The sequence below is a fragment of the Pseudomonas putida genome (genome assembly GCF_030159595.1).
In the GTDB taxonomy this organism is placed as follows: Bacteria; Pseudomonadota; Gammaproteobacteria; order Pseudomonadales; family Pseudomonadaceae; genus Aquipseudomonas; species Aquipseudomonas putida_AC.
The window spans coordinates 116926-139457 of sequence record NZ_BSKJ01000010.1 but is presented as its reverse complement, the minus strand read 5'-3'; the positions used below and the strand labels follow the sequence as shown (position 1 = coordinate 139457).

Sequence of the window (22532 nt, the reverse complement as noted above, 5' to 3'; positions counted from 1 at the left end):
CGAAACAGCCGGGCACAAAAAAGCGCCAACTGTATCGCAGAGCGGGCGCTTGTGCGCCTTGATTGATCGCGGGCTACCAAACCCGGCTGCTGGATTGACAGCAGCGGGCAAAGACTACCGGGGTCAGGGAAGGGTTTCAAGCTGAGGGCATTTGCCGTAACACTTCTGTTAGATGCACCGGCCTCTTCGCGGGCTCGCCCGCGAAGAGGCCCTTAGGCCATTCACGGCTGCTGATTCTGACTCAAATACTTGTCCACCGTAGCCTTACCCTCCCCCGCATCCCCCGCCACCTGCCACAACCGCCGCTCGATCCCCTGTGCCAGCAAATGCCCCACCGCTGACTCGATCGCCGACAGCACGCACAGTTGCGCCGGTTCGTTGGTGGTGTACCCCACCTCGGCTTCCAGCAGCTTCTTGAACTCGATGAACTTGAACACCCCGGCACTGCGCCCGACCGAGTAGATGGTCTTGCTGGTCATCACGTTGGCCAGCACCTGTCCGGTGCGCACGTCTACCGCTCGCAGGTTCACGGTCACCTGGTCCACCCGGTACTCGCGGGAGATATCGATCCCCAGGTAACGAGCCCCCTCGCCGCCGCTGCGAACGTTGGTGTCGTAGGCAATGATGCCGCCTTCCAGCATCAGGTTGGCAGCTTGCAGGGGTGGCAGCTCGCCCATGATGTTTTCAGGTACATCCGGTTTTTTCTGCGAAGCACGGATGATCTTGCGCTCGGTCAGCAAGTTCTGCAGGCCTTCACGCTCCAGCACCACGAACCAGCCGCTGGCACTCAGGGCGTCCATCAGCATGCTCGCTGCCCCCTGGGTGACGCTGGTGGAAAACGAGCTGGCCGGGGTGGGCTTGTACTGCCCGGTCTGGTCGCGAAAGCCATACACCACCGCCATCAGCCGGCCTTTGGGCCGTGGCATGTTGATCAGGTCATAGTAGGTGGAGGCGCGCGGGGTCAGGGTCGGGGTTTCCGAGTCCTGTTCGGCCGACATGGGTTCGCGCAGGCTGCAACCACTTTGCAGGCCCAGGGCGGTGAGGATCAGCAGCGTGCTCAACAGACGTTTCATGGTGTTCTCTCCCCAACATAAAAGCCCTTCCCTCTCAGGGGTTCAGGCCGCTGACCTCAATGATCGAAATTTCTCCTGTGGCGCGATCGGTGACCTTGATACTCAAGGCCCCGGAATCGTCGATGACGTCGATGAGAAACGCATCGGTCGCCATGCTGCCGGTGCTGCCATTGCTGATGTTGTCCAGCAACTGCGACAACATCCGCGACTCCAGCTGGTTGCTGAAGCGCTCCAGGGCTGTGGTGCCGGTAAAGGCCGAGGCACGGTCCTTGAGGTCGGGGTCGTCGTAGTCGTTCTGCGCCTGGGCGTTGTTCAGCAGCCAGGTGCCGTTGAGTGGGTTGCCGCCAAAGGCCGGGTTGACCGGGGTGTACACCAGCTCGGTGGCCTGGGCAGCACACGCGCTGGCCAGCAGGCAGGCGGCAATGCAACGTGGAATGCGGTGGTTCATAGCTCGTCCCTCTCCAAGTCGGTGGTGTCCTGTAGCAGGCGTTGCAGCTTGCGTTGAATGATCTGCTGCTTGACCAGGTCGGCGGCTGCAACGGCCTCGTCTTTGAGCTCGGTGGTGTTCGGTGGCAGGAAGCGGCGGTACATGACCTCACGTTCGAACTCAACGGTGACCAGGCTGCCCCAGCGCGCATCCGGGCGTTCGCGCACCACCAGATTGAAGTCCAGGCGGCTGGTGGCCCGCAGGCGGTCGGCGAAGTAGTAGTAAAAGTCGTGGCCGATGTGCGAGATGGTGTTGTCGACGATGAAGCCCTGCATCTCGTCCTCGCTTGCGGCCTTGGCCGAAGTGGCCAACACCAGCAGCGTGCTCAGGCACAGCGCCGCCAGGGTATTCATGGCGTGTCTCCCGGGCCGCTGTGGGTCTGCACGCCGTCGGCGCCTTCGGTGAAGGCCTGCTCGGCGACGAACTGCCAGTCGCTGTAGTGTTCCAGCCCTTCGAAACCGGTCCACTCGGCGCTGAAGCCACTGCGCTTGAACGGGGTGGCGTCCGAGCGGCTGTGCACACCGGTGATGCGGCCGTCGATCGAACGCAGCAGGCCCCACTCGTCGCCGTTGGTGATGGGGTCGGGGTACAGCCTGCGAATGTGCCGCTTGGCCTGCGGAAAGCGGTTGTCCTGCAGCAAGTCGGCCAGGTCCTGCGGGTACTGGGCCATGCCCGGCGAGGCGCGGTAGTAGCTGCGCAGAGCCTGGGCGTACTGGCTGCCCACCCACAGCAGTTGGCGTTCACGGTCGCGCTGGGCGGCGCTGGCCCAGATCGTGCCGGTGGCGGCCAAGGCCACGCTGCTGACTGCAATCAGCAAGAGCACGCCCAGGTAGGTGAAGCCGCCGTTGGCCTTACCATTCAGCGAAGAGGCTGCCATCACGCGCCCTCCCTGTGGCACCGCTCTTGATATCGGCCACACCGCCGACCACGCCTTCGGGCGGTGGCACCAGTTGCCAGGCATCGCTGCGCTCGGTGATCGGGTCGACCGGGGTGTTGCGCAGGTAGCGCTGCTCTACCAACTGCTCCAGCGAATCCGGGTAGTGCCCGGTGTCGCCGTAGTAGTGGTCCAGCGCCTCGCGCAGCACCGCCAGGCTCTGGCGCAGGGTGGCTTCGCGGGAGCTCTCCAGGCTGTTGAAGTAGCGCGGCATGGCGATGGTCAGCAGCGTGGCGATGATCGCCATCACCACCAGCAGTTCGATCAGGGTGAAGCCTTTGCTGCGTTTCATGGCTGTCACCATTGCCCGTAAGGGATGTTGTTGAGGCCTTTGCCGCGGGCCTTTGAGTACACATCGAACACGTCTTCGCCTTCGCGCGGGTTGTCGGGGCTGCTGTCGTAGGCGCGCAGCCCCCAGGCGCCTTCGTCCCTGTCCTTGGCCGCCACCAGCGGGTCGTGCGGGATGCGCCGCAGGAAGTAGAACTTGGCGCCCTTGGCACTGCGCACGTCGCGCACGCCATCCACCAGCACTTGCAGGTTCGGCGGGTAGCCGCTGGCATCCAGGCGCTTCTCGATGTAACCGGCATCGAAGGCCCGCTTGTAGGCGTCGATGGCATCGCGAATCTGATACAGCGCCTCGCGCAGCTGCTGCTCCTTGCCACGGCGCACCACGGTTTCGGTCAGCGGTGCAGCCATGCTGGCCAGCAGCCCGAGCAGTGCCAGGGTCAGCACCACCTCGATCAGGCTGAAGCCCTGCATGCGGCGCTGCGCTTTCATGGGCGTGGGCTCCCGTTGGCCGGGGCGACCGCCATCTGGCTGTCCACCACTGGCGTGTCGGTGGTCGGTGCATTGCCGGGTACGTCCATCGGTGGCAGGGGCGCCATCTGGCGTACCTGCATGGCCGACTCGGTACCGGTGGAAAACTCCATGTCCGACGGGCTCTGGTACGGCAGGTTACGCACGATGCGCGGGGTGATCGCCAGCACCAGTTCGCTCTTGCTCATGTCATCTTTGTTGCTGCCGAACAACCGGCCCAGGCCAGGGATGTCGCCAAGCCACGGGATCTTGTTGCCGCTGGCGTTGTGGTCGTTGCGCACCAGGCCGGCCAGCACCTGGGTTTCGCCATCGTGCAGGCGCAGGCTGGTCTGGGCGTTGCGGGTGTCCACCTGGACCGGGATGGTGCCTTGGCGGGTGGCCTCCAGCGGGGTGGCGTTGCTCACTTCAAGCGCAACCTTGATCGCCACTTCGTTGTTCAGGTGCACGGTGGGCTGCACTTCAAGCTTCAGGCCGACGTCCAGGTAGGTGACGCTTTCAGTGATCACCGGGCCCTGGGTAGATGGCACCGAAGTGGCGCTGATGATCGGTACCCGCTGGCCGATGTGGATGCGTGCCTGCTCACGGTTGCTGACGCGGATCACCGGGCTGGCCAGGGTGTTGATGTCCTTGTCCTGGGCATTGATCTTGGCCTGTGGTGCCGGCGAAATGCTGATGCGGCTAGAGTCGATGCCCTTCAACTGGTCCAGCACGCTGACCGGCTTGCCATCGTTACTCAACACGCCAAAGGTGTTGGGCCATTGCAGGCCAAGGTCGAGGATGCGCGAGGTGGCCACTTCCATCACTTCCACTTCCAGCACCACCTCGGGGTTGGACTGGTCCTGCGACTGCAGCAGCTTCTCGGCCATGCGCACGGCGTCCGGGGTGTCACGCATGGTCAGGGTGTTGAGGCGCTCGTCAACGAACACGTCGCGGGTCTTGAGCATGGTCTTGACCATGTTCAGCGCAGTGTTGGCATCGATACTGGTCAGGTAGAAGGTGCGCATGACCAATTCCTGGTAATCCTTGGTCTTCTGTGGCGAGTCGGGGTAAACCATCACGGTGTTGTCGTTGACGATCTTCTGCCGCAGCTGGTTCTGCTCCAGCAGCAACGCCACGGCGTCCTCGATGCGCACTTCACGCACGAAGATGGTGGCTTTCATGTCCGGACGCATGTCCTTGTCGAAGATGAAGTTGATGCCGGCGACCTGGGACAGCACCTCGAAGATGGTCTTCAGGTTGGCATCGCGAAATTCCAGGGTGACCGGCCGCTCCAGCTTGCTGCGCAGCTGCGGGTACGGCTGTGCGGTGCGCGCCTGGACGTTCTCGATGTCGCTGCGCAGGGTAATGCCCTTCTGGTTTTGCGGGTCCAGGCGCAGCACTTCACGCATGTAGCGCTCGGCGCCGAACAGGTCGCCCTGGCGCAACGCTGCCTGGCCCAGGGCCACGCGCTCGTCGAGGGTGCGGATCAGCTCCAGTTGACGGATGCCTTCCTGGGCGCGGCGGTTGTTCGGTTCCAGGGTCAGCACCCGGCCGTAGCCCATGCGGGCGCTGGCGAAGTCGTGGCGTATGCGGTCCGCGTCAGCCTGGGTAATCAGCGCCTCGACCGCTGCCTGGCGGCTGTGGGCCAGAGAGATGTTCAGCTCGGTGTCGCGCGGGTCATCGCGCAGGGCTTCTTCCAGGCGGGCGATGCCGGCTTCGTACTGGCCCTCCTTCATCAACTGGTCGCTGTCCTTGCGTACCGCACTGGAACCGCAACCGGCTATGGCCACGCACAACGCCAAAAGCAGGAACGGAGCAGGCTTGCACAGCTTTGACGACTTCATGGTGCGCTCCCTACAGACAAAGTCTGCGACTGATGCAAAGGCAGGTAGACCAGGCTCAGCTCTTCGGCCGATACCCGATCGAGGCGGTAGGTGTCTTCGATCACGTCGCCCTGGCGCACGACGTAGAGTTTTTCGCCGCTCTGCAGAAAGATTTGCAGGTCGTCGTTGGTACCCATGCGGCCGATGAACTGGAACGGAAGCTCAGGGGCGGTCGGTGCAGCGGCTACGACTGGCGCGGCGACGACGGGCTGTTCGGTGACGGTGGCCAGGGCCTGGGGTTTGGTCCATTGCTGGGTAGGGAACAGATCGCGGGAAGCCTGCTCCGGCCCTTTCGCGGGCAAGCCCGCTCCCACAGGATCTGTGGACGCCGCCGAACCTGTGGGAGCGGGCTTGCCCGCGAAGGCCGCGACGCCGTCGTCCTGGCCGAACCAGTGCCCCGGTGCCCAGGCCAACGCCGCGCTCACCCCGAGGAAGCCGGCCCAGATGACTGCACGTTGTGTGTTCATCACGACCTCGACAGGTAAAGGGTCATGCGCAGGCGGGCATTCAGCTCGCTATCGCCGATGCGTTTGCGTTGCAGTTCGAGGTCTTCCAGCACCAGGGTCGGCAGTTGCTTGAGCAGGCCTTTGAGGAAGCCGCGAATCTGCGGGTAGCTGCCGCGCACCGGCAGCACGATCTGGTAGCGCGCCAGCTGGGTCTTGGGGTCGATGCCCAGGGCATACTCGCCACGGGCCAGGCTGATGTGCTCGGCACTGGCCAGGTGGTACAGGCGCTCGATCAGCTCGCTGGCCTGGGGCTGCCCCGGCAGTTGCTGGCGCAGGCTGTCGAGCGCCTGCTGCTCAGGCTTGACGGCGATTTTCAATTCGCCACGCTTGACCCGCTCCACTTGCACGCTGGCATCCGCTTCGGTGGCGCGCAGCTCACGCACGCTCTGCCACTGCGGGAGCACGCCGGCGCACACCACGCCCACTGCCAGTACGCCTACAGCCACCGTCGCCAGGCCGACCGGGCCGAGACGACGCAGGCGCTCCTGGAGGATCAGGCTGTTCAGCTCAAGGGCGCGCATGGCCAGTCTCCCAGGTCGCGGTGAGGGTGAAGCGCACCGGGTGCTCAGGCTGCGCGGCCAGCACCTCGTGGTTGAGCAGCGACACATCGCTGAGCTCGTCGCTGGCTTCCAGCCGCTGGTGGTACTGCAGCATCGCTTCCAGGTTGCGTGCTTCGGCGGCGATGCGTACCTGGCCCTTGCGCGCATCCGGGGTCAGGCCAAGCAACGCCACGTCGTCCTGCGGCATGGCTTCGAGCATGCTGAACAACTGCTGCCATGGGCGTTGCAGTTGCTGCGACACACTGCGCATCTGCGCCAGGCGCTCGGCCTGCTCACGGCTGGCGGCCGTGCTTTGCGGGGCGGCAGTGGCCGGACGGCGTCCCAGTTGCAGCTCCAGGCTGTGCACGCTGTCTTCCAGCTCTACCTGTTCGTTTTGCAAGGTGTACTGAAGCAGTACCAGGCCTGCGACCACGGCACTGCCCAAGGCCAGCAGCGACCAGGCCAACGGGCCGCTGCGCCGGGGTTGAAATTCCAGTTCGAGGCGGCGCATGTCAGGCCACCGCCCGCCACATGGCGCACAACGGGTCGGCTTCGCTGGCCGGCTGGCACAGCTGCACCGCCGCCAGCTGCGGCACGTCGCCCCGGCCTGGGGCATGCAGGTACACCCGGGGCAGGTGCTCGCCATACAGCTCGCAGGTGCGCTCGATCAGCGCTTGCAGGGCCTGGTCACTGTCGGCACAGCCTTGCGCGAGCACTTGCTGCCAAGCGCCGCCAGCGGCCAGCAGCAGCACGCTGCGACGTGGTTCGGCCAGGACGAACAGGAAGTCACCCTGCCCCAGTTGTGACGAGCAGCGGTTGTAAGCGGCCATCAGGTACGGCTGCACCGAGCGCAGGCTCAGGCGGCTTTCCCGGCCCAGCCCCTGCAACCGTTGCAGCAGGGCATCGGGCAGCGCCGTGGCGATGCGGGCGGCACCGGCAGGCTCAGGCGACAACACGATGCGCCAATCGTCCAGCGGCTGCCCGTAGAGGTTTTCGAAGCAGGCCCGGGCATAGGCGTCCAGCTCGCGCGGGTGGCCGATGGCATCACTCCAGGGCACCAGGCAGAAGCGGCTGTAGCGGGCTGACAGCAGCACCCGCAACTGGGCCCCCCGCACGGCATGCTCGGCCAGCAGCGCGGCCAGCGCGTCGACGGCGGCTTCCCAGGCTGGTTGGGCGGCATCGCAAGTAAACTCGCGGCTGCCCAGCCACTGGTGCTGGTGTTTGTGCCAGCAACCCAAGCCGACACCCTCGGCGCCGAGCACGGCACAGAAACGATCAGATGAATGTGACACGGTTGATCTCCTCAAGGGTGGTACGGCCATCGCGGACCAGGTCCAGGGCCGAAGCTCGCAGCAGGCGCAGGCCGCGCTGGCAGGCGAGAGTCTTGATTTGCGACAGGGGGCGGCGCTCGACGATCATCTGCCGCAGGTCGTCGTCCAGGTGCAGCAGTTCAGCGATCGCGCTGCGGCCGCGGAAGCCACTGCCCCGGCACTGGCCGCAGCCCTGCACGCGGACGAATTTCCAGCCGGCCACGCCTTCGCGGGTCAGGCCCGAGCCATACAGGGTGTCATCATCCACGTCACAGGGCGTGGCGCAGTGCGGGCAGGCCAGGCGGATCAGGCGCTGGGCCAGCACCGCGTTCAGTGCGGAAACGAAGCTGTAGGGGTCGACCTGCATCTGGCTGAAACGGCCGATCACGTCGAACACGTTGTTGGCGTGGATGGTGGTGAACACCAGGTGGCCGGTCAGCGCCGACTGCACGGCGATCTGTGCGGTGTCCGGGTCGCGGATTTCACCCACCAGGATCTTGTCCGGGTCGTGGCGCAGGATCGAGCGCAGGCCACGCGCGAAGGTCAGGCCCTTTTTCTCGTTCACCGGGATCTGCAGCACGCCGGGCAACTGGTACTCGACCGGGTCTTCGATGGTGATGATCTTGTCCACGCCGTGGTTGATCTCGCTGATCATGGCGTACAGGGTGGTGGTCTTGCCGCTGCCGGTGGGGCCGGTGACCAGGATCATGCCGTAGGGCTCGGCGGCCAGCCGGCGCAGGGCGCGCAGGGTTTCGTCGGCAAAGCCCAGGGCCTGCAACTGCACGCCGCTGACCCGGTCGGACAAGTCCTGCTTGTCGAGCACCCGCAGCACGGCGTCTTCGCCAAAAATGCTGGGCATGATCGATACGCGGAAGTCGATTTGCCGGTCACCCACGGCGACCTTGAAGCGACCGTCCTGGGGGACGCGCTTTTCACCGATGTCCAGTTCGGCCATGACCTTGATGCGCGAGATCACCTGGTCGGCAAACGCGCTGCCACTGGCCTTGCCAGCGCCGTTGAGCACGCCGTCGATGCGGTACTTGATGGTCAGGCCCTGGCCAGTCATGCCCAGGTGGATGTCGCTGGCGTGCAGCTTGAGGGCGTCGTACAGGGTGGAGTTGACCAGCTTGACCACGCGGCTCTGGTCTTCGCTGATGCTGGCCAGCGACAGGCGTTGCAGCGGGTCGCCTTCGCTGCTGGCCTCGGCATCGTGGTCGAGGGCATCGACGGCGTGGAAGCTTTCTTCGTGGCGGGCCAGAAAGGTGGCCAGTTCAGCGGCGTGGGCCAGGTAGAGTGGCGCGCCTTGCAGCACATCGTCGATCCAGGCCAGGCGGGTGTGGTCGAACGGGTCGGCGAACACGCCCAGCAGTTGGCCGCCCTGCTCGATCAGCACGAATTCGCGTTTCAGGCACTGGGCCAGGGCCACCTTGTCGAAGCGCGGGGTGCTGGCCAGCAGGCTGTGGCTGTCCAGCACCGGGTAATGCAGGGTCAGGCCGAGGCGGCGGGTGAAGGTGTCAGGGCTGTCGCAGGCCAGACGTTCCAGGCAGTTGAGCAGGCGCTCGTCGCTGGCTTGCAGACGGGCCTGGGCCAGCAGGTCACGGGGGTAGGCTGAGAATGGTGCTGGATGCTTCGCGGGTAAACCCGCTCCTACAGGTACAGCGTAATCCTGTGGGAGCGGGCATGCCCGCGAAGAGGCCGGTGCAGGCTGTTGCAGATCCCGGGTTGCATCGAATGCGTCTGGCATGGCCTGCGACTCCGCTCAGGGGCGCGTCGCAGGCTGGCTCGGCCAGGGGTGCGGGCGCCGCTATTCCCCTGTGAGCAGTTGATCGTCGTCGGGCCCTGGCGGCTTGGCGCCATTACGGCGGCGGTCGGCCAACACCCAGCTTCCATCGTACAACTGCAGGGGGAACGATTCGTTCCTGTTCTGGCGTCGTTCGACGAACCCTTCAGCCGGGTTGTCCGTGGCCCTGCGCCGGCGCTCGATGCCCATCAGGTCGAAGATCGCACGTGCCAGTTCCACCAGTGGGAACGGCTTGAACAGGACATGGCTCACACCGAGTTCGGCGGCCCGCTCACGCACTTCGACAGTGGGGTGGGCGGTAATCAGCACGAAATGGCACTGCCTGTTCTTGCGTACGGCCTCCAGAACCTGAAAACCCTCCATATCGGGCAAGCGGTAATCCAGCACGATCACTTGCGGTGCCAGGCTTGCAGCCTGTTCGATACCACTGGCACCGTCGTGGGCAACATGAACTTCCAGGCCTTGCGCCTGCAAATACGCTTGCAGGTTTTGCGCAAGGGTCTGTTCGTCATCGACTACCAATACTCTGTTCACCAAGGTCGACTCCCAAGTACTGCCCGGTTACCCGGTCTGCGAAGTGCGCCCTTGTACAGGCTTGAGCAGGCTTCGTGCCAGGCGTGAATAGTCATGTTGCACCGCTGTAAGTCTTTGATCTGCAAAGGGGGCTTACCCACACCCGAAACGCTGCGGGCAGGCGCACCCGCCCGGTTCCCCACAAGCGGGGAAACTGATGGCACATTGCCAAACCTTAATTCCCCAGCATTGGGGGAAGCGCCATCAGGGATCTCGGTCAGCGACCTCCACGTTAGCGGTATCGCGCAAACGTTGGCGTACGGACCGGCGCGCATCCGCCTCTCGTTTGCCGATGAGCGCTGCCCTGGCCAAGACCAGGCCCTGCTCGCGTATGACCTGAGGGTTATCACTTTGGTTCTGCGCTCCTTGCAGTGTTTCCCGGTTGGCATCATAGAATGCCTCCACTTCGACCTGGCTCGGCGCGTCGACTGCGCTGAGCTGGGCATACACCTGCTGGGCTGCCATGTCTTGCCGGGTGTATTCAGTGTACTGTGCCCTATCAAAGCCCGCCTCCGCCAGACGCCGCTCGAAAATTGCCGGGCTGCCGAATGCAGCTTCCACCTCGGTTACATGCGCCGTCACCTGGTCGTCGCTGATGGCGATACCTTGGCGCCGTGCCTCCTGCCACAACAGTTCCTTGTCGATCAGCTCATCCAGGGCCTGGTCGCGCAGCCGCTTGTACAAGCCCGGGTTGCGAATGCTGGTCAGCGCGCGGCCCTGGACGCTCAGGTATTCGCTGAAGTAACGCTCCAGTCGCGTCACGCCGATCTCCACGCCATTGACCCGCGCGGCGGGCACATCGGCCCAGCTCGCCTTGGCCAGCACCAACAGCAGGCACAACAACACGATACGCATGGCAACCTCCGCTCAAGGGGTTTCCGGCACCGGCCGGTACGGGGTGACCGAGGTGAAACGCGGCCCAGGTAGCGCCACCGCCACCACATGGGCGCCAGCCATGCCCTGGCGGCGGCCTGGGCCGAAGCCCAGGGCCGGGGTCAGGCCGGTGGACACATCGTGCAGGCCTTCCAGCGCTGCAATCAGTTGCTCGCGGCTGGCGTCACGGCCAATCTGCTTCAACGCTTCGCTCAACAACCGCAGCGCGCACAGGGTGTTGACCTGCAACGACGCCTGGCGTGGGTCCAGGCCTTGGCGCTGCTGCAGGCCGGCCAAGGTCGCCAACCCCTGCTCGGTCCAGTCCTCAGGCACATAGGGATAGGCCAGGAACACCCGTTGCGACCATTGCTCGGGCAAGCGCGCCACCGCCCCGGCCACCTGGCTGGAAGCGGCGAACAGGTAGGGCTGACGGCCTGCCGCCTGCAACGCGGCTGCCAATTCGGCAAAGGCTTGTGCGCGGCCAAGGAAGACGATGCCCTGCCCTTCCACGGCCTGGCCGTCGAAGGCCTGGATGGCAGGTGGCGCCCAGCCTTGCTGCTGCAGGCGCTCATGTACCTGCTCAGCCAACGCTGCCTGTTCGTTGCCGGCATATACCACGCGCAGCTCGCCTGGGGCTAAGCCCAACGCCGCACGCGCATGGCCTGCCAGGCTAAGCAATTGCACGGGCAGGCCAGGCAACGGGTCGAAAATCTGTAGGCTGCCACCTGTACGCGGCGTGCTGCCGATCAGGGGCACGTTCTGCGGCGCCAGCAAGGTTGCCAGGCGTTGGTCGAGCATGGGTGCCAACGGCGAGACCAGGGCAAACACGCGCGCCTGCTGCAGCAATTGCTGCAAGGCGTGTTCGGCACTGGCGGAGTCGGCGCCCGGGTCAAGCACCACCAGCTCCAGGCGGCGCCCGTGTATGCCACCTTGCTGGTTGAGTTGCGCCACCCCGTCTTCCAGCACGGCATGTACCACCTGCCCGGCTTCGGCCAGCGGGCCACTCGCTGGCAGCAAGGTGCCCAGGCGCAGCACGCCCTCCTCTACACCAGGGTCGCGTTCCTCGGCCAGGCGCTTGAGGTAGGCGGTAAGGTTGCGCTGGTCGGCCAGGGTCAGCTCGAAGCGCGGCATGGCCGGGTCCAGGCGGTTGCCGGCCGGGTCCACGCCATGCTGGATGGCCCGGGCGATGCTGCTGTCGGTGTAGGCCGGGTAGCTGCGGCCGTTGGCTTCGCGTGCGCCCTGGCCGAAAGCCAGGCGCTGCCAGTCGAGGCTGGGCGGGCGTACGCCACCTTCCGCGCGGCCACGGCCGTCGTTGCCGTGGCAGCTGGCGCAAGGCAGCACGCTAGCGGGCACGGTCATGCCACTGGCGCCAACCCGGGCTTGCAGTTGCGCGTCACTGCTGGAGACGCCCTCGCGGTAGAGGCGTTTGCCGGCTAGCTCGTGGTCGGTCAGGTCAAGGGCCAGGGCTGAACCGCAGAGGCTGATGCTGATGAGCAACACCCTAACTTTTGCAGTGCTCATGCCAGCCCAGGTGTTCATGATGCTCACCGCCCTGCCAGTGGCTGGGTCAGCAGTTGCATGCGCTGGGCAATGGCCATGGGCGGCGCATCCGGGCGGATCTTGCTCCAGCGTTTGCCGGCCACATCACCCGCAATCAGCTGTGTTGAATGCTGCTCGGGGCTTGGCAAGAACTGGCCGATGCGGCCGAGCACCAGGTCGACATTGGCCTTGTCGCCGGTCAGGAACAGCCAGTTCGGCCCATCCACCCCCTGCTTCTCGGCAAATGCCTTGAGCGCCTGCGGGGTATCGTTGAGCGGGTCGCTGCTGATTGACACGAACGTCACCTGGCTGGCCAACTGCGGCCCCATGGCCTCACGCACTTCGCGCAGCTTGCGGGTAATCAGCGGGCAGGCGTCAGTGCAATGGGTGAAGATCACGTTGAGCATCACCACCTTGTCCTTGAGCACATCGCTGTAGAACCGCAGCGCGCGGCCGTTCTGGTCCTTCAGCACGGTATCGGTGAACCACGTCTGCGCGTCGCGCGTGCCACCACCACTGGTCATTGCCTGGGGTGCCGGTTGTGGCGCTGGCGCTTGCGGCGCATGGCCCTCGTGGGCGAACGCCACCGAGGCGAGGATCCACAGGCAGCCGCCCAGCACCAGCCAGTCGAAAGCGCGCATACCGGCGCGGCGGGAAGATACAGTGCTCATGGTTGCACCTCATGATGATCGGCAATGGCCGTGCTCTTGGCATGCACCCGGCGGGCGCTGAGGCGGTTGATCTCTTCGATCAATACCGCCGGGTCGGTGAAGCCGTAGTAGCGCGTCCAGTGCCCACTACGCCCATCACCCACCAGGATCAGCGGCGGGTGCTGGCTGAGGTCGGCGCTGAAGCTGCCAAGGCCCTTGAGGGTTTCGGTGATGGCGTATGGGGTACCGGTCAGCCAGCTCCAGCCCGGCCCCTTCTGGAAGGCCTTCGCGTAGTCTTGCAGGCGCTTGGCGTCGTCACGCTGCGGGTCCACGCTGATCGACACCATGTGGATTTCCTCGCCAACCCGGCCACCCAGCTGTTGCTGGACCTTGCCCATGATCGACGACACCACCGGGCACACCGTGGTGCAGCTGGTGTAGATGAAGCCCATGACCACCAGGTGATCATCCACCAGGTCTCTCTCCAGCCGTACCGGCATGCCGTCCTGGTTCAGCAGCGAAACGTCGGCAAAACGCACGCTGGTCTTTTCCTGGCTCGCTGCCGGGGGCTGCTCGGCGTGGCCTTTGTGATCATGTCCGGCGTGGGCCAGGGCCAGGTTGCTGGCCAGTGCCAGGCTCAGGGCCAACAGTGTGAAAGCATGCTTGGTGTTCATCGCACATTCCTCACGTCAGTCTGGGAAGCGTTGGTCGCCGCGGCCGGCAGGACACGCAGGCTGGTGTAGTTCTCTTCGGCAAACTTGCGCCCCAACGAGGGCGACTGCACATGCAGGTACCACGCGCCAGCCTCGGGCAGAGTCAGGGCCGCCTGGTACACGCCCTCGCCCACCTCTTGCAGTTGCAGGTTGCGTGGCATCGACGATGGCGCCAGGAAGTAACGCAAACTCAGGTCGTTCAGGCCCAGGCGTGGCTGACCGTCGTCGCCAACGATGCGCACCCGTGCGGTAATCGCGCCGTGCTGGGGCATTGGCTGGTCAAGGCCAATGAACTCGGCATGCGCGCCTTTGCGCTTGGTGGCATTGGGTGACTCAGCCACATCGGTGCTGAAGCAGTGGATGATCTGCGGCTGGTTGAGCAGGAAGGCCACGTCGAACTTGCCGGCAGCGGGCAGCTTCACCGTCGAGCCGTACACCCCGGGCGCTACTTCGCGCAGGCTGCGGTCGACAACAATGGCGGCGCGGGCCTGGTGGCCACGGTTGTTGTAGCCAGACATCGGTGCGTTCATGCCTTCGGCGTAGAAGTAGGTGGTGTTGTCCACCGGGTTGACCACGAACACCGAGTTGTCATCACGCGACACCGACAACCCCTGGGCCAGCGGCAGGTCACCAGCCTGGCGCGGCGCGGCCGGGCCGGCCTCAAACCCCTGCACGATGGGTGAACGCCCCTCGCCCAGACTGGACAGGTTGATCATGGTCACTTTCGGGGAAGCCAGGCCGCGCACATAGGCATAACCCTTGGTAAAGGTCAGCTGGTACGGTTCGGCCGCCACCGGAATGTGGTGGATCAGCTTGTCGGTACTGGCGTCGATGACCAGCGCTTGGTTCTCCAGGGTGTTGAGCACGACCCCGTAGCGGCCATCACCACTGAAGCGCATTGGCCCCAGGCCCTGCTCGGCCTTGACCGTGTGGCGCAACTGGTGGCTGCGGGCATCGAAGACTCGCACGCTACCCTCCTCGCCGTCGACCACATACACGGCCTGGGACAGCGCCGAGTAACTGACCGACAGCGGGTGCGGGCCAACCTTGATGGTCTTGGCCAGGCGCATTTCCGGGATGTCGATAACACTCAGGGTGCCGCTGTCGCGGTTGCTGACGTAGGCATAGCGCGAGTCGGCGCTGAAGGCAATTTCGTGGTGCCCGGTGCCGGTCTTGAAGCTTTTCAGGGTGGTGCGCCCCGGCACGTCGATCACCGTGACCCCACCCTTGGCCGGGTCACTGCTGTTGTTGCCCACCCACAACCGGTGCTGGTCGGGTTGCAGGGCCACGCGCAGCGGCTGGTCGCCGGCGTCCAGGTCGGCCACGCGGGTGAAGGTTTCGGTGTCGATTACCGAAACCTTGCCGCGCTCGGGGATCGACACAAATACCTGCTTGTCGTCACCGGTGGCCGCCCAGTCCATGGGCCGCCCGGGCAGGTCGATGCGGGCCATGGTGCTGGTCACACCGCCCACCGAGACGGTCGGGTCGATCACCGTCAGGCTGGCGTCGTTGTTCAGCATCAACAGAAAGTAGCTGTTCAGGTCGAGCAGTGGCCGGGCACCGATGCTGCTCTTGAGAAACAGCGCGACCCGGGCCTTGCAGCTTTGGTCGCGGTCGCCCACCGGGGCCGACTGCGCCGGGTCGATCCACGCCCCCGGGGCCATGCCCGACAGTGGCTGGCCACTGGTCTGGTCGCTGAGCTTGAAGCGGATGTTGGCGAAACCGCCTTCCTTCAGCTCCCCCCCGGCCAATGGCCGGGCCTCGAACTCAACGGTTACGCCATCCCGGCTGAGCCGGTGCGGGACCTGCGGCTCGGCAGGTTCCTGCAACAGCTCGCGGGGATCGCACCAGAGCTTTTCGTACGCCACGCCCAGGCCGATCAGCGCTACTCCCAGCACTACCCCCAAGTAAGCAGGGCGAGTCTTCTTGTTCATGCTCGCGCTCCCCTTTCGTCACTGCGCCGGGGCCGTTGCCGGCGGCGCTTCGTTGGTCACCCGCAAAATCCCCCACAGCCCCGAGAGGTTGCCGTAGGCGGCGTAATCGCGGAACAGGTAGTCACCCGCCACCGCGTTGGCACCGCCGGCACTCGGCAGCATGAAGCTGAAGTGCGCCGCTGGCAGTACGCTTTCCTGGGCACCGATGTACATGGCCATCGGGTTGTAGCCGAAGCGCACTGAACCGATGCCAGGCAGGCTCATCGGGTAGCCATCCACGTCGCTCTTCTCGGCCTGGTAGTTGTGCAGCGGCCACAGGTGCCCGTCCAGCTGGTAGGTGATACCGCGGCTGCCACCGCTGGGCATCAGCACATGGCTACGCACGGGCTGGCCGGGTTTGGCGTACAGCACCGGGGTTTGCGGGTCACCGCCGACCAGGGCATTGCTGTAGGCCATGTGCGCGTTGGGCACATCGGCAAAGCCGAAACCATCGGCATGGCCGAAGGGTGCATCCGGTGCCAGGCCAAAGCGCAGCCACAGCGGTTCGGTCTTGTAGTTCATGGCCATGTTGCCGTTGTCTTTCGGGTCTCCCGGCACGCCGTTGCCTTCGGTGGCGATGCCTTCGACCGGGCGGCCGTCAGCCCAGCGCATGTTCATCGAGCGTTGCCACACCGTTACCAGGTCGCGGTAGTCGGGTTGGCCGGCGACCTTCACCGTGGCCTGTGCCCGGCTGGCAGTGTCCTCGGTCCAGGTTGCGGTTTGCGGCAAGATACTCATACCGCCGACCAGGCCTTTCTGGGGCTGCTTGATGAAGTCGGACGGCGTCAGGTTCAGGCCGCCGAACTCGATCGCGGTGGTGTTGATGTTGTCCACCGTGCGGCCCAGTTGCAGCACCGGCTTGCCCTCACGCTCCAGGTGACCGGCGTAGTACTGGTACACCCGGCTTGGGTAGGCACCGCTGTTGCCCACCCGGGGTGGCACGGTCTGCACCGGGTTGGCACCCACGTTGGCACCGTCGGACTTGGTGATGTCGTACGCCAGCAACTGGGCGTGCAAGCCCACATGGCTGGAGGGCCGCATCAGGTTGTTGTTGAAGGCGGTGGAGCCTTCGCTGTCGAAGCGGTCACGCTTGACCACGTTCTGCATCACGGCAGTACTTGGCAGGTCTGGCATTACCGACGGCAGGCGGTTCTCCAGGGTGATGCTGATGCAATCCCCGGCATTGGCGCGCAACACCAGCGGCTCCACCGGTACGCCGGCTTTGAGCTTGCCGGTGGTGGCATCCAGGTCGGCCTTGCGCACATACAGCACGGCGGTCGGGTCATGCAGCGGCGCACTGTGGCCACCCACGGTGAAGGTGGTGCCGTCCTCTTCGTCCACCACCGTGACCTGCGGGATGCTGGTCTTGCGGCTGTTGAACACCAGGGTGCCGCCAGTGGCCTTCAGCGGTCCACCGACATGCTGGCCCGCACCGGCCGGGTCGTTGATGCTGACACCGTTGCGGTTTTCGAGGATGTCGTTGGCCAGGGCCGCGACAATCTCGTAGCTGCGTTTGACCGTGGTACGGGTACCGATGCCGTTGGGGTTGGCCGTGGTTTTCGGGCAGATGCCGTCGAAGTTCACGGTATTGCGCATGGCCACCGGCTGGGTGTTGTTCGGCAGCGGGAACAGGTCGGCGCGTTGTGCGGTGTAGTTGCGCATCACCCCCCAGATACCGTTCCAGTAGCCTTCCAGGGCTGCGTCCATGGAGTACAGGTAATCGCCATTGGTAGCCGCCGAACTGGAAATCATCGACACCGGTGCCATGAAGCCCATCTGTTCGGAAATACCGATCATCTGCGAGGCCTTCCAGCCCGAGTTGGAGCTGTTACCGAAGCCCGAACCGTTCTGCAGCCACTTGACGCCGTGCAGCGTAACGTTGTGTTCCTCTTCGTGGCCCCCGGCATGCAGGCGCAAGCGCACGTTGTCGCCAGAGTAGGTACGCAGCATGGGCGTGAAGGGGTCGCCCGGCTCGCTGCCGGCCTTGTTGATGTGCGGTGGGAACAGCGTGGTCCCACCGGTTGGGCCTACTGCCGAGGTGATCGCCGATGGCGCCATGTTCATGGCCGGGATCGCACGGTCGGTACGGCTTTGCAGGGCATAGCTCAGGTCGCCGGCCAGGCCGTCTGCCTGCATGCCGCGCTTGCCGTCGGGGCCGACCTTGTTCGGGTCGAATACCCGCAGGGCCAGCGGCTCATTGCGGTAGTTGACGACGAACATGCCCGGGTCATCGACCGAAATCGCCTGCGGGCAAGGCCGGCTTGGGCAACCTGGGGCCAGGCCACCACGCGACTCGACCACCGATTCGAGCAGGTTCGATGCCTTCTGCCGGACTGGCGGGTTGATGGCATAGCGGAAGCTGTCGGCCGTGGCCGGGTAGGACTGGCCATTCGGGATGCCGTCCGGGCCTGCACCCACATACACACCGGCCTCATAGGCGTGCTGGAAGTCGCTGTACTCCAGGAAGAACTCACGGTAGCTGTCGTTCTTGCCGTCGCCATCGTGGTCGCCGGTCTTGATCACCGCCTGCCACGAAGTCGGCCCGCCGTCCTGGCGCATGGCCGGGTTGTACAGTTGCTCGCCGGTTTCGGCGTGATACCAGGTAGAGCCGGCAGGTTCGGCCAGCACGGTCGCATACAGCCCCAGTTGTTGGTGGGTCGATGGGCCGAGGTGGTCGTGGGTAAAGATGGTGCCCAGGCCACGGTCGACGTTGTTCACGTTTACCAGCGGGTCGGCAAACCAGCGCTGCATGGCCGTGCGTGCGCCCAGCCAGTCGGCCCGGCCGAAGCGGCCGAAGTACGGGTGTTGCTTGGCTTTCGGGCAGGCAGCGGTGCCGTCGCGGCTATCACCTTCGGTGCAGCCGTTGTAGGCACGAATGGCGTGCACACGCTCTACCACGCTGCCGGGCGAGAGAATGCCGTCTTCGTAGTTCCAGCCGTTGGCCGAACCATCGGCGGCAGTCAGGTCCCACTTGGGCAGGTGAATGTGCTGGCCGATCACATCGGTCGGGGTGCGCACCTGATAGTCGTCCATTTCATAGACCGACGGAATCAGGTTGGTGTGGGTGTACATGGTGCAGTCGAAGGTGTTCATGCGCATCACCAGCGGCTCTGGCGGGCGCTGCTTGGTGATCACCGGCCAGGCGTCTTCCCACAGCGCCAGGATACGGGCTTGCGGGAAGTGGTAGCCGACCTTGTTGTACACCGCGTCGAACTGGATGTTGGCGCCTTTGTAGATGCGCGGGCGGTCGGCGGTGAAGCTGGACGAACCCCGGAAGTTCATGCCGGTCAGGCTCTCGCCGCTCACATACTCACCCACACCCGAGGTCTGAGTGAGGCGCTTGCCGCGGTCATCCATGCAAGGCTCGTAGAACGGCGCCCCGGCAGTGGGCAAGGCACCGTTGGTGCGGAACGCCTTGGCCACTGGCTGGCTGCCAGGGATCAGGGCGTAGCTGGCGTGCTCGGCTTTGGCATGGAACTGCATGGCGGCCTGCTCGACATCGGTACCTTCTTCAGGCAAATAGATGGGCTTGGCCTTGTGCACCACCTTGGAGAAGTCCAGCTTGGTGGTGGTGGTCACCGCTTCGCCGCCTGCAGACACGCCGTCTAGCGCGTGCCGGCCCAGGCCGCCATCCCAGCCATCGACCTGGTTGGGATCAAGGTTGGCCCACAGGGCCTTGCCGCTGGCTTTCAACTGCTGGGCCAGTGCCGGGTCGAGCATGTCCAGTGGCGGGGTCGGTGGGCGGTTACCCACACTGCTTTCCATGCCACCGATCCAGAACGGGTAACCGGGGTTCTTCAGCGTACCGTCGGCGTTACGGTTGGCATCGGTGCGGTCGACCAGCGCCAGCGAGCCGACGGCCTTGCGCACCGGCGTTTCGTTGGCGTGATCGTCGTCGCCTGCTTCGTCGTCATCGTCATTGGCGGCGACCCGTTCTTCGGACAGTTTGGGCACCACCACCACCTTGCCCGGCATCGGCGCCATGGCCTTGCCAGGCAGCGGCACGATGGCGGGAATCGGCGTACCGGCAACAATCTCACCATCAGGCAATGCCCGGGCGCCAGTAGCCGGCTTGCCGCTGCGCAGGGCGAACGGCGTGCTGTGGAAACCATTCGCGCCCTGCCCGCTCACCTCCAGCCGGGTGCCCTCCTCGAACACATCATGTACCCGCCACATGGCCCACATGCCCTGGGCGAAGTGCGGGTAGAAGTGGCAGTGGTAGATGGCATCGCCCGCCACGCGGTTACGGTTGCCCGAGCCACCGTTGGCGATTTCGTAGGTGTAGCCAATGCCCGGGCCGATGCCTTGGGCGTCGATGTAGTCGGAGTTGTCGTCATTGGGGTTGAACAACCACTGGTGGCCGTGCAGGTGGAAGATGTGCTGTTCATGGCCATTGTGGGTATTGCGGAACTTGGTGAAATCACCAATGTAACTGTGGTGCACGTTGGCAGGCTCAGCCGGGTAAAGTGCCATGTTGGCCTTGACCCCAACGGCGCTGGCCGGTGGCGTTTCGCCTGGGCGAATGTTCTCCAGCCCGACGTTGGCCGGCACGTCCACCAGGGTGCCGATATCACCCACCGTATGTGCACTGAGGAAGAACTCCTCATAGGCACACGACAGGCAATCATGCATCGGCCCCACGCCCAGGCGGTTGGCGACCACTTCAGCGCCCATGCCGCCAGAACCGTAGTTGATCATGAACGAATCGCGGGTCGGCTCCAGCACATGGCCCATCACCGGGTCCGCCCAGTAGCCTGGGAAGGCCTGGGTGGCAGCCACTTCATCGGCAAACTGCGAGGCGAAGTCGCGGAACGCTTCCAGGCGGTTGGGCAACGCGGGGTTGCGCTTGTTGACGCTTTCCAGTGGGTAGGTCGAACGCGGGAAGCTGCCATCGGGGTTTGGCCCCATGACGATGGCGTCGGTCTCGCTGTTGAGGATTTCATTGCCGTCGACCATGGCAATGATCGGCTTGCCGGCCTTGCCCTCGGTGAGCCACGGTTCGGCTTGTGGGTAGCGGGCCTGGTAGTCGATCACCGGCTGGCCAGTGGCGGTGCGGCCGGTGGTGGCCAGGCGCATCTCTTCTTCGGTCAGGGTGTTGCGGAAGGTTCGCCCACCTTTGGGGACGACCACCACCTGGCCGAACAGGCCGTTGGCAACGTTACCTGCCCCCCCCTGGCCGCCAAAGGTCGCGCCCTGGCTGGTGGCGGCAAAGGCCCCTTCACGCTCGGCGTACAAGGTGTAGCTGCGGGTGTTGCCGGGCGACACCAGGAAGTTGCCATTGCGACCAGTGTTGGCGGCGATATTGCCAATGCTGTTGACCGCCTGCATGCCGTTTACCTGGAAGCCGACATGCCGGTCGTTCACCTGCTCATCGGCAACAAAGCCCTCACCGCCTTCGTTCTCGACCTCGTTTTCCGGGCCTTCCTCCTCGCCTTCGACCTCGTTTTCTTCGTGGTCGATACCGTGCTTGTTGGGGTTCGCCTGGTAGGCCAGCAGGTTGGTCAGGTTGACCGTGAGGCAGTCGCCAGCCGCTACCCGCAGCACAATCGGCCGTGGGCGCTTGTCCGGGCGCAGGGTGACCTTGCCCGGAACAGCCGCCCCGCCCTTGCTGAGAGGGACCTGCTTGTCGTCCACCACATCTTCACGAAGGGCGAACATCATGCCGTTGGCGTTTTGCGCGCCAAGGCGGTTGAACATCAGTGGCTGGTCCAGCGCCACCACGTTGGCGACCAAGGTGCGCTGGCACTGCACGGCCGCCTCGCTGGTCGATTCCCAGCCCAGCAGGGCCAGAACGAGTGATGACAGAAGGGGGCCTTTGCGTGGCGTAGACATGCTGCACCTCCGGGGCACGGGGACTCTGCGGAGGTGTGGAGCAAGGTGTGTGCCAGGAGTATATCTCTAGTTATTTCATGAGCTTATGCAGCTAACCGCATCAGATTGGGGAGGATCACCCGGGCGAGATCCCCAAAAATGGGGGGCACCTCTTAGCCTTGATGACGATTCGGTCGATGTGGGAGCGGGCTTGTCCCGCGAATGGGGCTACGCGGTGCATGGCACCGGCTCCGCCGGTGTTCGCGGGGCAAGCTCGCTCCCACAATGTTCGCCTTCAGCTTCCCTTCAGCCGACCAGGCCACGAACGCAGAAGTACAGAATCGAAGGCCCCATCAAACACCCCAATCCGGTATGGAAGGTAGCCGTCAACGCCCCATACGGCACCAGCCGCCGATCCGTCGCCGCCAGCCCGGCCGTCACCCCCGACACCGTGCCCGCCAACCCACCAAACACCATCGCCGAACGCGGGTTGTCCAGCGCCAGCAGGCGCGCCGACACCGGGGTGAACACCATCACCAGGATCGCCTTGATCAGCCCGGTGGCAATCGACAGGGCCATGACGTCCGAACTCGCACCCAGCGCCGCCCCGGTCACCGGCCCGACGATGTAGGTCACCGCGCCCGCGCCGATGGTGGTCATGCTCACCGCATCGCGGTAGCCGAAGGCGTAGGCCACCGCCGCGCCGACAATGAACGGCAACACCGTGCCCAGCAACAGCGCTACAGCCCCGATCATGCCGGCCTTGCGCGCCTCGGTGGCTTGCACTTCGAAGGCCGTGGCTACGATGGCGAAGTCGCGCAACATGGCCCCGCCCATCAGGCCGATGCCGGAGAACAGCGCCATGTCGGCCAGGCCTTTCTGGCCACCCGTGACGGTGCCGCCCACCCAGGCCAGCACCAGGCCGATGACGATGGCGATGGCCGAACCGTGCACCCGGCCAAAGGTGAGGTACTTCGATAGCAGCACCGACAACCACATGATGACGCCCACCACTGCAAAGGCAGTGATCAGGCCGTTGTGCTCCAGGGCATTTTCAATGATCGGCCACATG

Annotated in this window: 20 protein-coding genes; all 20 read right to left on the bottom strand. The window is 64.9% G+C overall.

The genetic code is table 11. The features are described 5' to 3' along the window. Positions 1 to 221: 221 nt before the first annotated feature. Positions 222 to 1073: a CsgG/HfaB family protein gene (locus QQL85_RS21355; RefSeq protein ID WP_284356104.1), complete on the bottom strand. Its 852-nt coding sequence runs from the start codon at positions 1071 to 1073 to the stop codon at positions 222 to 224. 34 nt (positions 1074 to 1107) lie between these two features. Further along, positions 1108 to 1521 carry a curli assembly protein CsgF gene (locus QQL85_RS21350; RefSeq protein ID WP_016487339.1) on the bottom strand — a complete coding sequence of 138 codons (414 nt, stop codon included), beginning with the start codon at positions 1519 to 1521 and terminating at the stop codon, positions 1108 to 1110. After that, complete coding sequence (gene csgE, locus QQL85_RS21345; RefSeq protein WP_284356105.1) at positions 1518 to 1913, bottom strand: curli production assembly/transport protein CsgE; 396 nt, start codon at positions 1911 to 1913, stop codon at positions 1518 to 1520. Before csgE ends, QQL85_RS21350 begins: the two co-directional genes overlap by 4 nt. Then, positions 1910 to 2437 carry a type II secretion system protein gene (locus QQL85_RS21340; RefSeq protein WP_284356106.1) on the bottom strand — a complete coding sequence of 176 codons (528 nt, stop codon included), beginning with the start codon at positions 2435 to 2437 and terminating at the stop codon, positions 1910 to 1912. The genes csgE and QQL85_RS21340 overlap by 4 nt, the downstream gene beginning before the upstream one ends. After that, positions 2412 to 2786, bottom strand: coding sequence for a type II secretion system protein (locus QQL85_RS21335; protein ID WP_284356107.1), 375 nt, complete (start codon positions 2784 to 2786; stop codon positions 2412 to 2414). The genes QQL85_RS21340 and QQL85_RS21335 overlap by 26 nt, the downstream gene beginning before the upstream one ends. Before the next feature lie 5 nt (positions 2787 to 2791). Continuing rightward, the gene (locus QQL85_RS21330; RefSeq protein ID WP_016713966.1) at positions 2792 to 3271 is read right to left on the bottom strand and encodes a type II secretion system protein; all 480 of its coding nucleotides are present in this window, start codon (positions 3269 to 3271) and stop codon (positions 2792 to 2794) included. Next, entirely contained in the window at positions 3268 to 5133 is a 1866-nt protein-coding gene (locus tag QQL85_RS21325; RefSeq protein ID WP_284356108.1) for a secretin N-terminal domain-containing protein, read from the bottom strand. Before QQL85_RS21325 ends, QQL85_RS21330 begins: the two co-directional genes overlap by 4 nt. Continuing rightward, positions 5130 to 5639 (bottom strand): hypothetical protein, encoded by a 510-nt coding sequence (locus QQL85_RS21320; RefSeq protein WP_284356109.1) that lies wholly within the window; start codon positions 5637 to 5639, stop codon positions 5130 to 5132. The genes QQL85_RS21325 and QQL85_RS21320 overlap by 4 nt, the downstream gene beginning before the upstream one ends. Continuing rightward, positions 5639 to 6199 (bottom strand): type 4a pilus biogenesis protein PilO, encoded by a 561-nt coding sequence (pilO, locus tag QQL85_RS21315; RefSeq protein ID WP_284356110.1) that lies wholly within the window; start codon positions 6197 to 6199, stop codon positions 5639 to 5641. Before pilO ends, QQL85_RS21320 begins: the two co-directional genes overlap by 1 nt. Then, entirely contained in the window at positions 6186 to 6728 is a 543-nt protein-coding gene (locus QQL85_RS21310) for a pilus assembly protein (protein ID WP_284356111.1), read from the bottom strand. Before QQL85_RS21310 ends, pilO begins: the two co-directional genes overlap by 14 nt. A gap of 1 nt (position 6729) precedes the next feature. After that, complete coding sequence (locus tag QQL85_RS21305; protein ID WP_284356112.1) at positions 6730 to 7509, bottom strand: hypothetical protein; 780 nt, start codon at positions 7507 to 7509, stop codon at positions 6730 to 6732. Next, on the bottom strand, positions 7493 to 9271 hold the full coding sequence (locus tag QQL85_RS21300) for a GspE/PulE family protein (protein ID WP_284356113.1): 1779 nt from the start codon (positions 9269 to 9271) through the stop codon (positions 7493 to 7495). The genes QQL85_RS21305 and QQL85_RS21300 overlap by 17 nt, the downstream gene beginning before the upstream one ends. Positions 9272 to 9331: 60 nt before the next feature. After that, positions 9332 to 9865: a response regulator gene (locus QQL85_RS21295; protein ID WP_177410296.1), complete on the bottom strand. Its 534-nt coding sequence runs from the start codon at positions 9863 to 9865 to the stop codon at positions 9332 to 9334. Between the two features lie 240 nt (positions 9866 to 10105). Continuing rightward, positions 10106 to 10756, bottom strand: coding sequence for a SurA N-terminal domain-containing protein (locus QQL85_RS21290; protein ID WP_284356114.1), 651 nt, complete (start codon positions 10754 to 10756; stop codon positions 10106 to 10108). A 12-nt stretch (positions 10757 to 10768) separates the two neighbouring features. Beyond that, positions 10769 to 12295 carry a cytochrome c/ABC transporter substrate-binding protein gene (locus tag QQL85_RS21285; protein ID WP_284356213.1) on the bottom strand — a complete coding sequence of 509 codons (1527 nt, stop codon included), beginning with the start codon at positions 12293 to 12295 and terminating at the stop codon, positions 10769 to 10771. Between the two features lie 23 nt (positions 12296 to 12318). Beyond that, positions 12319 to 12984 (bottom strand): SCO family protein, encoded by a 666-nt coding sequence (locus tag QQL85_RS21280; protein ID WP_284356115.1) that lies wholly within the window; start codon positions 12982 to 12984, stop codon positions 12319 to 12321. Next, positions 12981 to 13637: an SCO family protein gene (locus QQL85_RS21275; protein WP_284356116.1), complete on the bottom strand. Its 657-nt coding sequence runs from the start codon at positions 13635 to 13637 to the stop codon at positions 12981 to 12983. The genes QQL85_RS21280 and QQL85_RS21275 overlap by 4 nt, the downstream gene beginning before the upstream one ends. Further along, positions 13634 to 15610 carry a cytochrome D1 domain-containing protein gene (locus tag QQL85_RS21270; protein ID WP_284356117.1) on the bottom strand — a complete coding sequence of 659 codons (1977 nt, stop codon included), beginning with the start codon at positions 15608 to 15610 and terminating at the stop codon, positions 13634 to 13636. Before QQL85_RS21270 ends, QQL85_RS21275 begins: the two co-directional genes overlap by 4 nt. Before the next feature lie 18 nt (positions 15611 to 15628). Continuing rightward, positions 15629 to 21481, bottom strand: a complete 5853-nt coding sequence (gene mnxG / locus QQL85_RS21265) for a manganese-oxidizing multicopper oxidase MnxG (protein WP_284356118.1) — start codon at positions 21479 to 21481, stop codon at positions 15629 to 15631. Positions 21482 to 21766: 285 nt separating this feature from the next. Beyond that, a complete protein-coding gene (gene madM / locus QQL85_RS21260; RefSeq protein WP_284356119.1) occupies positions 21767 to 22531 on the bottom strand; it encodes a malonate transporter subunit MadM in 765 nt (254 codons plus the stop codon). Position 22532 lies beyond the last annotated feature (1 nt).

What these genes read in the sequence shown, in the direction of transcription:
- QQL85_RS21300 (WP_284356113.1), bottom strand. Translation starts at nt 9,271, where the DNA reads ATGCCAGACGCATTCGATGCAACCCGGGATCTGCAACAGCCTGCACCG.
- QQL85_RS21285 (WP_284356213.1), bottom strand. Translation starts at nt 12,295, where the DNA reads ATGAGCACTGCAAAAGTTAGGGTGTTGCTCATCAGCATCAGCCTCTGC.
- QQL85_RS21320 (WP_284356109.1), bottom strand. Translation starts at nt 5,639, where the DNA reads ATGAACACACAACGTGCAGTCATCTGGGCCGGCTTCCTCGGGGTGAGC.
- madM (WP_284356119.1), bottom strand. Translation starts at nt 22,531, where the DNA reads ATGTGGCCGATCATTGAAAATGCCCTGGAGCACAACGGCCTGATCACT.
- mnxG (WP_284356118.1), bottom strand. Translation starts at nt 21,481, where the DNA reads ATGTCTACGCCACGCAAAGGCCCCCTTCTGTCATCACTCGTTCTGGCC.
- pilO (WP_284356110.1), bottom strand. Translation starts at nt 6,199, where the DNA reads ATGCGCGCCCTTGAGCTGAACAGCCTGATCCTCCAGGAGCGCCTGCGT.
- QQL85_RS21310 (WP_284356111.1), bottom strand. Translation starts at nt 6,728, where the DNA reads ATGCGCCGCCTCGAACTGGAATTTCAACCCCGGCGCAGCGGCCCGTTG.
- QQL85_RS21355 (WP_284356104.1), bottom strand. Translation starts at nt 1,073, where the DNA reads ATGAAACGTCTGTTGAGCACGCTGCTGATCCTCACCGCCCTGGGCCTG.
- csgE (WP_284356105.1), bottom strand. Translation starts at nt 1,913, where the DNA reads ATGAATACCCTGGCGGCGCTGTGCCTGAGCACGCTGCTGGTGTTGGCC.
- QQL85_RS21330 (WP_016713966.1), bottom strand. Translation starts at nt 3,271, where the DNA reads ATGAAAGCGCAGCGCCGCATGCAGGGCTTCAGCCTGATCGAGGTGGTG.
- QQL85_RS21335 (WP_284356107.1), bottom strand. Translation starts at nt 2,786, where the DNA reads ATGAAACGCAGCAAAGGCTTCACCCTGATCGAACTGCTGGTGGTGATG.
- QQL85_RS21350 (WP_016487339.1), bottom strand. Translation starts at nt 1,521, where the DNA reads ATGAACCACCGCATTCCACGTTGCATTGCCGCCTGCCTGCTGGCCAGC.
- QQL85_RS21275 (WP_284356116.1), bottom strand. Translation starts at nt 13,637, where the DNA reads ATGAACACCAAGCATGCTTTCACACTGTTGGCCCTGAGCCTGGCACTG.
- QQL85_RS21290 (WP_284356114.1), bottom strand. Translation starts at nt 10,756, where the DNA reads ATGCGTATCGTGTTGTTGTGCCTGCTGTTGGTGCTGGCCAAGGCGAGC.
- QQL85_RS21270 (WP_284356117.1), bottom strand. Translation starts at nt 15,610, where the DNA reads ATGAACAAGAAGACTCGCCCTGCTTACTTGGGGGTAGTGCTGGGAGTA.
- QQL85_RS21325 (WP_284356108.1), bottom strand. Translation starts at nt 5,133, where the DNA reads ATGAAGTCGTCAAAGCTGTGCAAGCCTGCTCCGTTCCTGCTTTTGGCG.
- QQL85_RS21280 (WP_284356115.1), bottom strand. Translation starts at nt 12,984, where the DNA reads ATGAGCACTGTATCTTCCCGCCGCGCCGGTATGCGCGCTTTCGACTGG.
- QQL85_RS21340 (WP_284356106.1), bottom strand. Translation starts at nt 2,437, where the DNA reads ATGGCAGCCTCTTCGCTGAATGGTAAGGCCAACGGCGGCTTCACCTAC.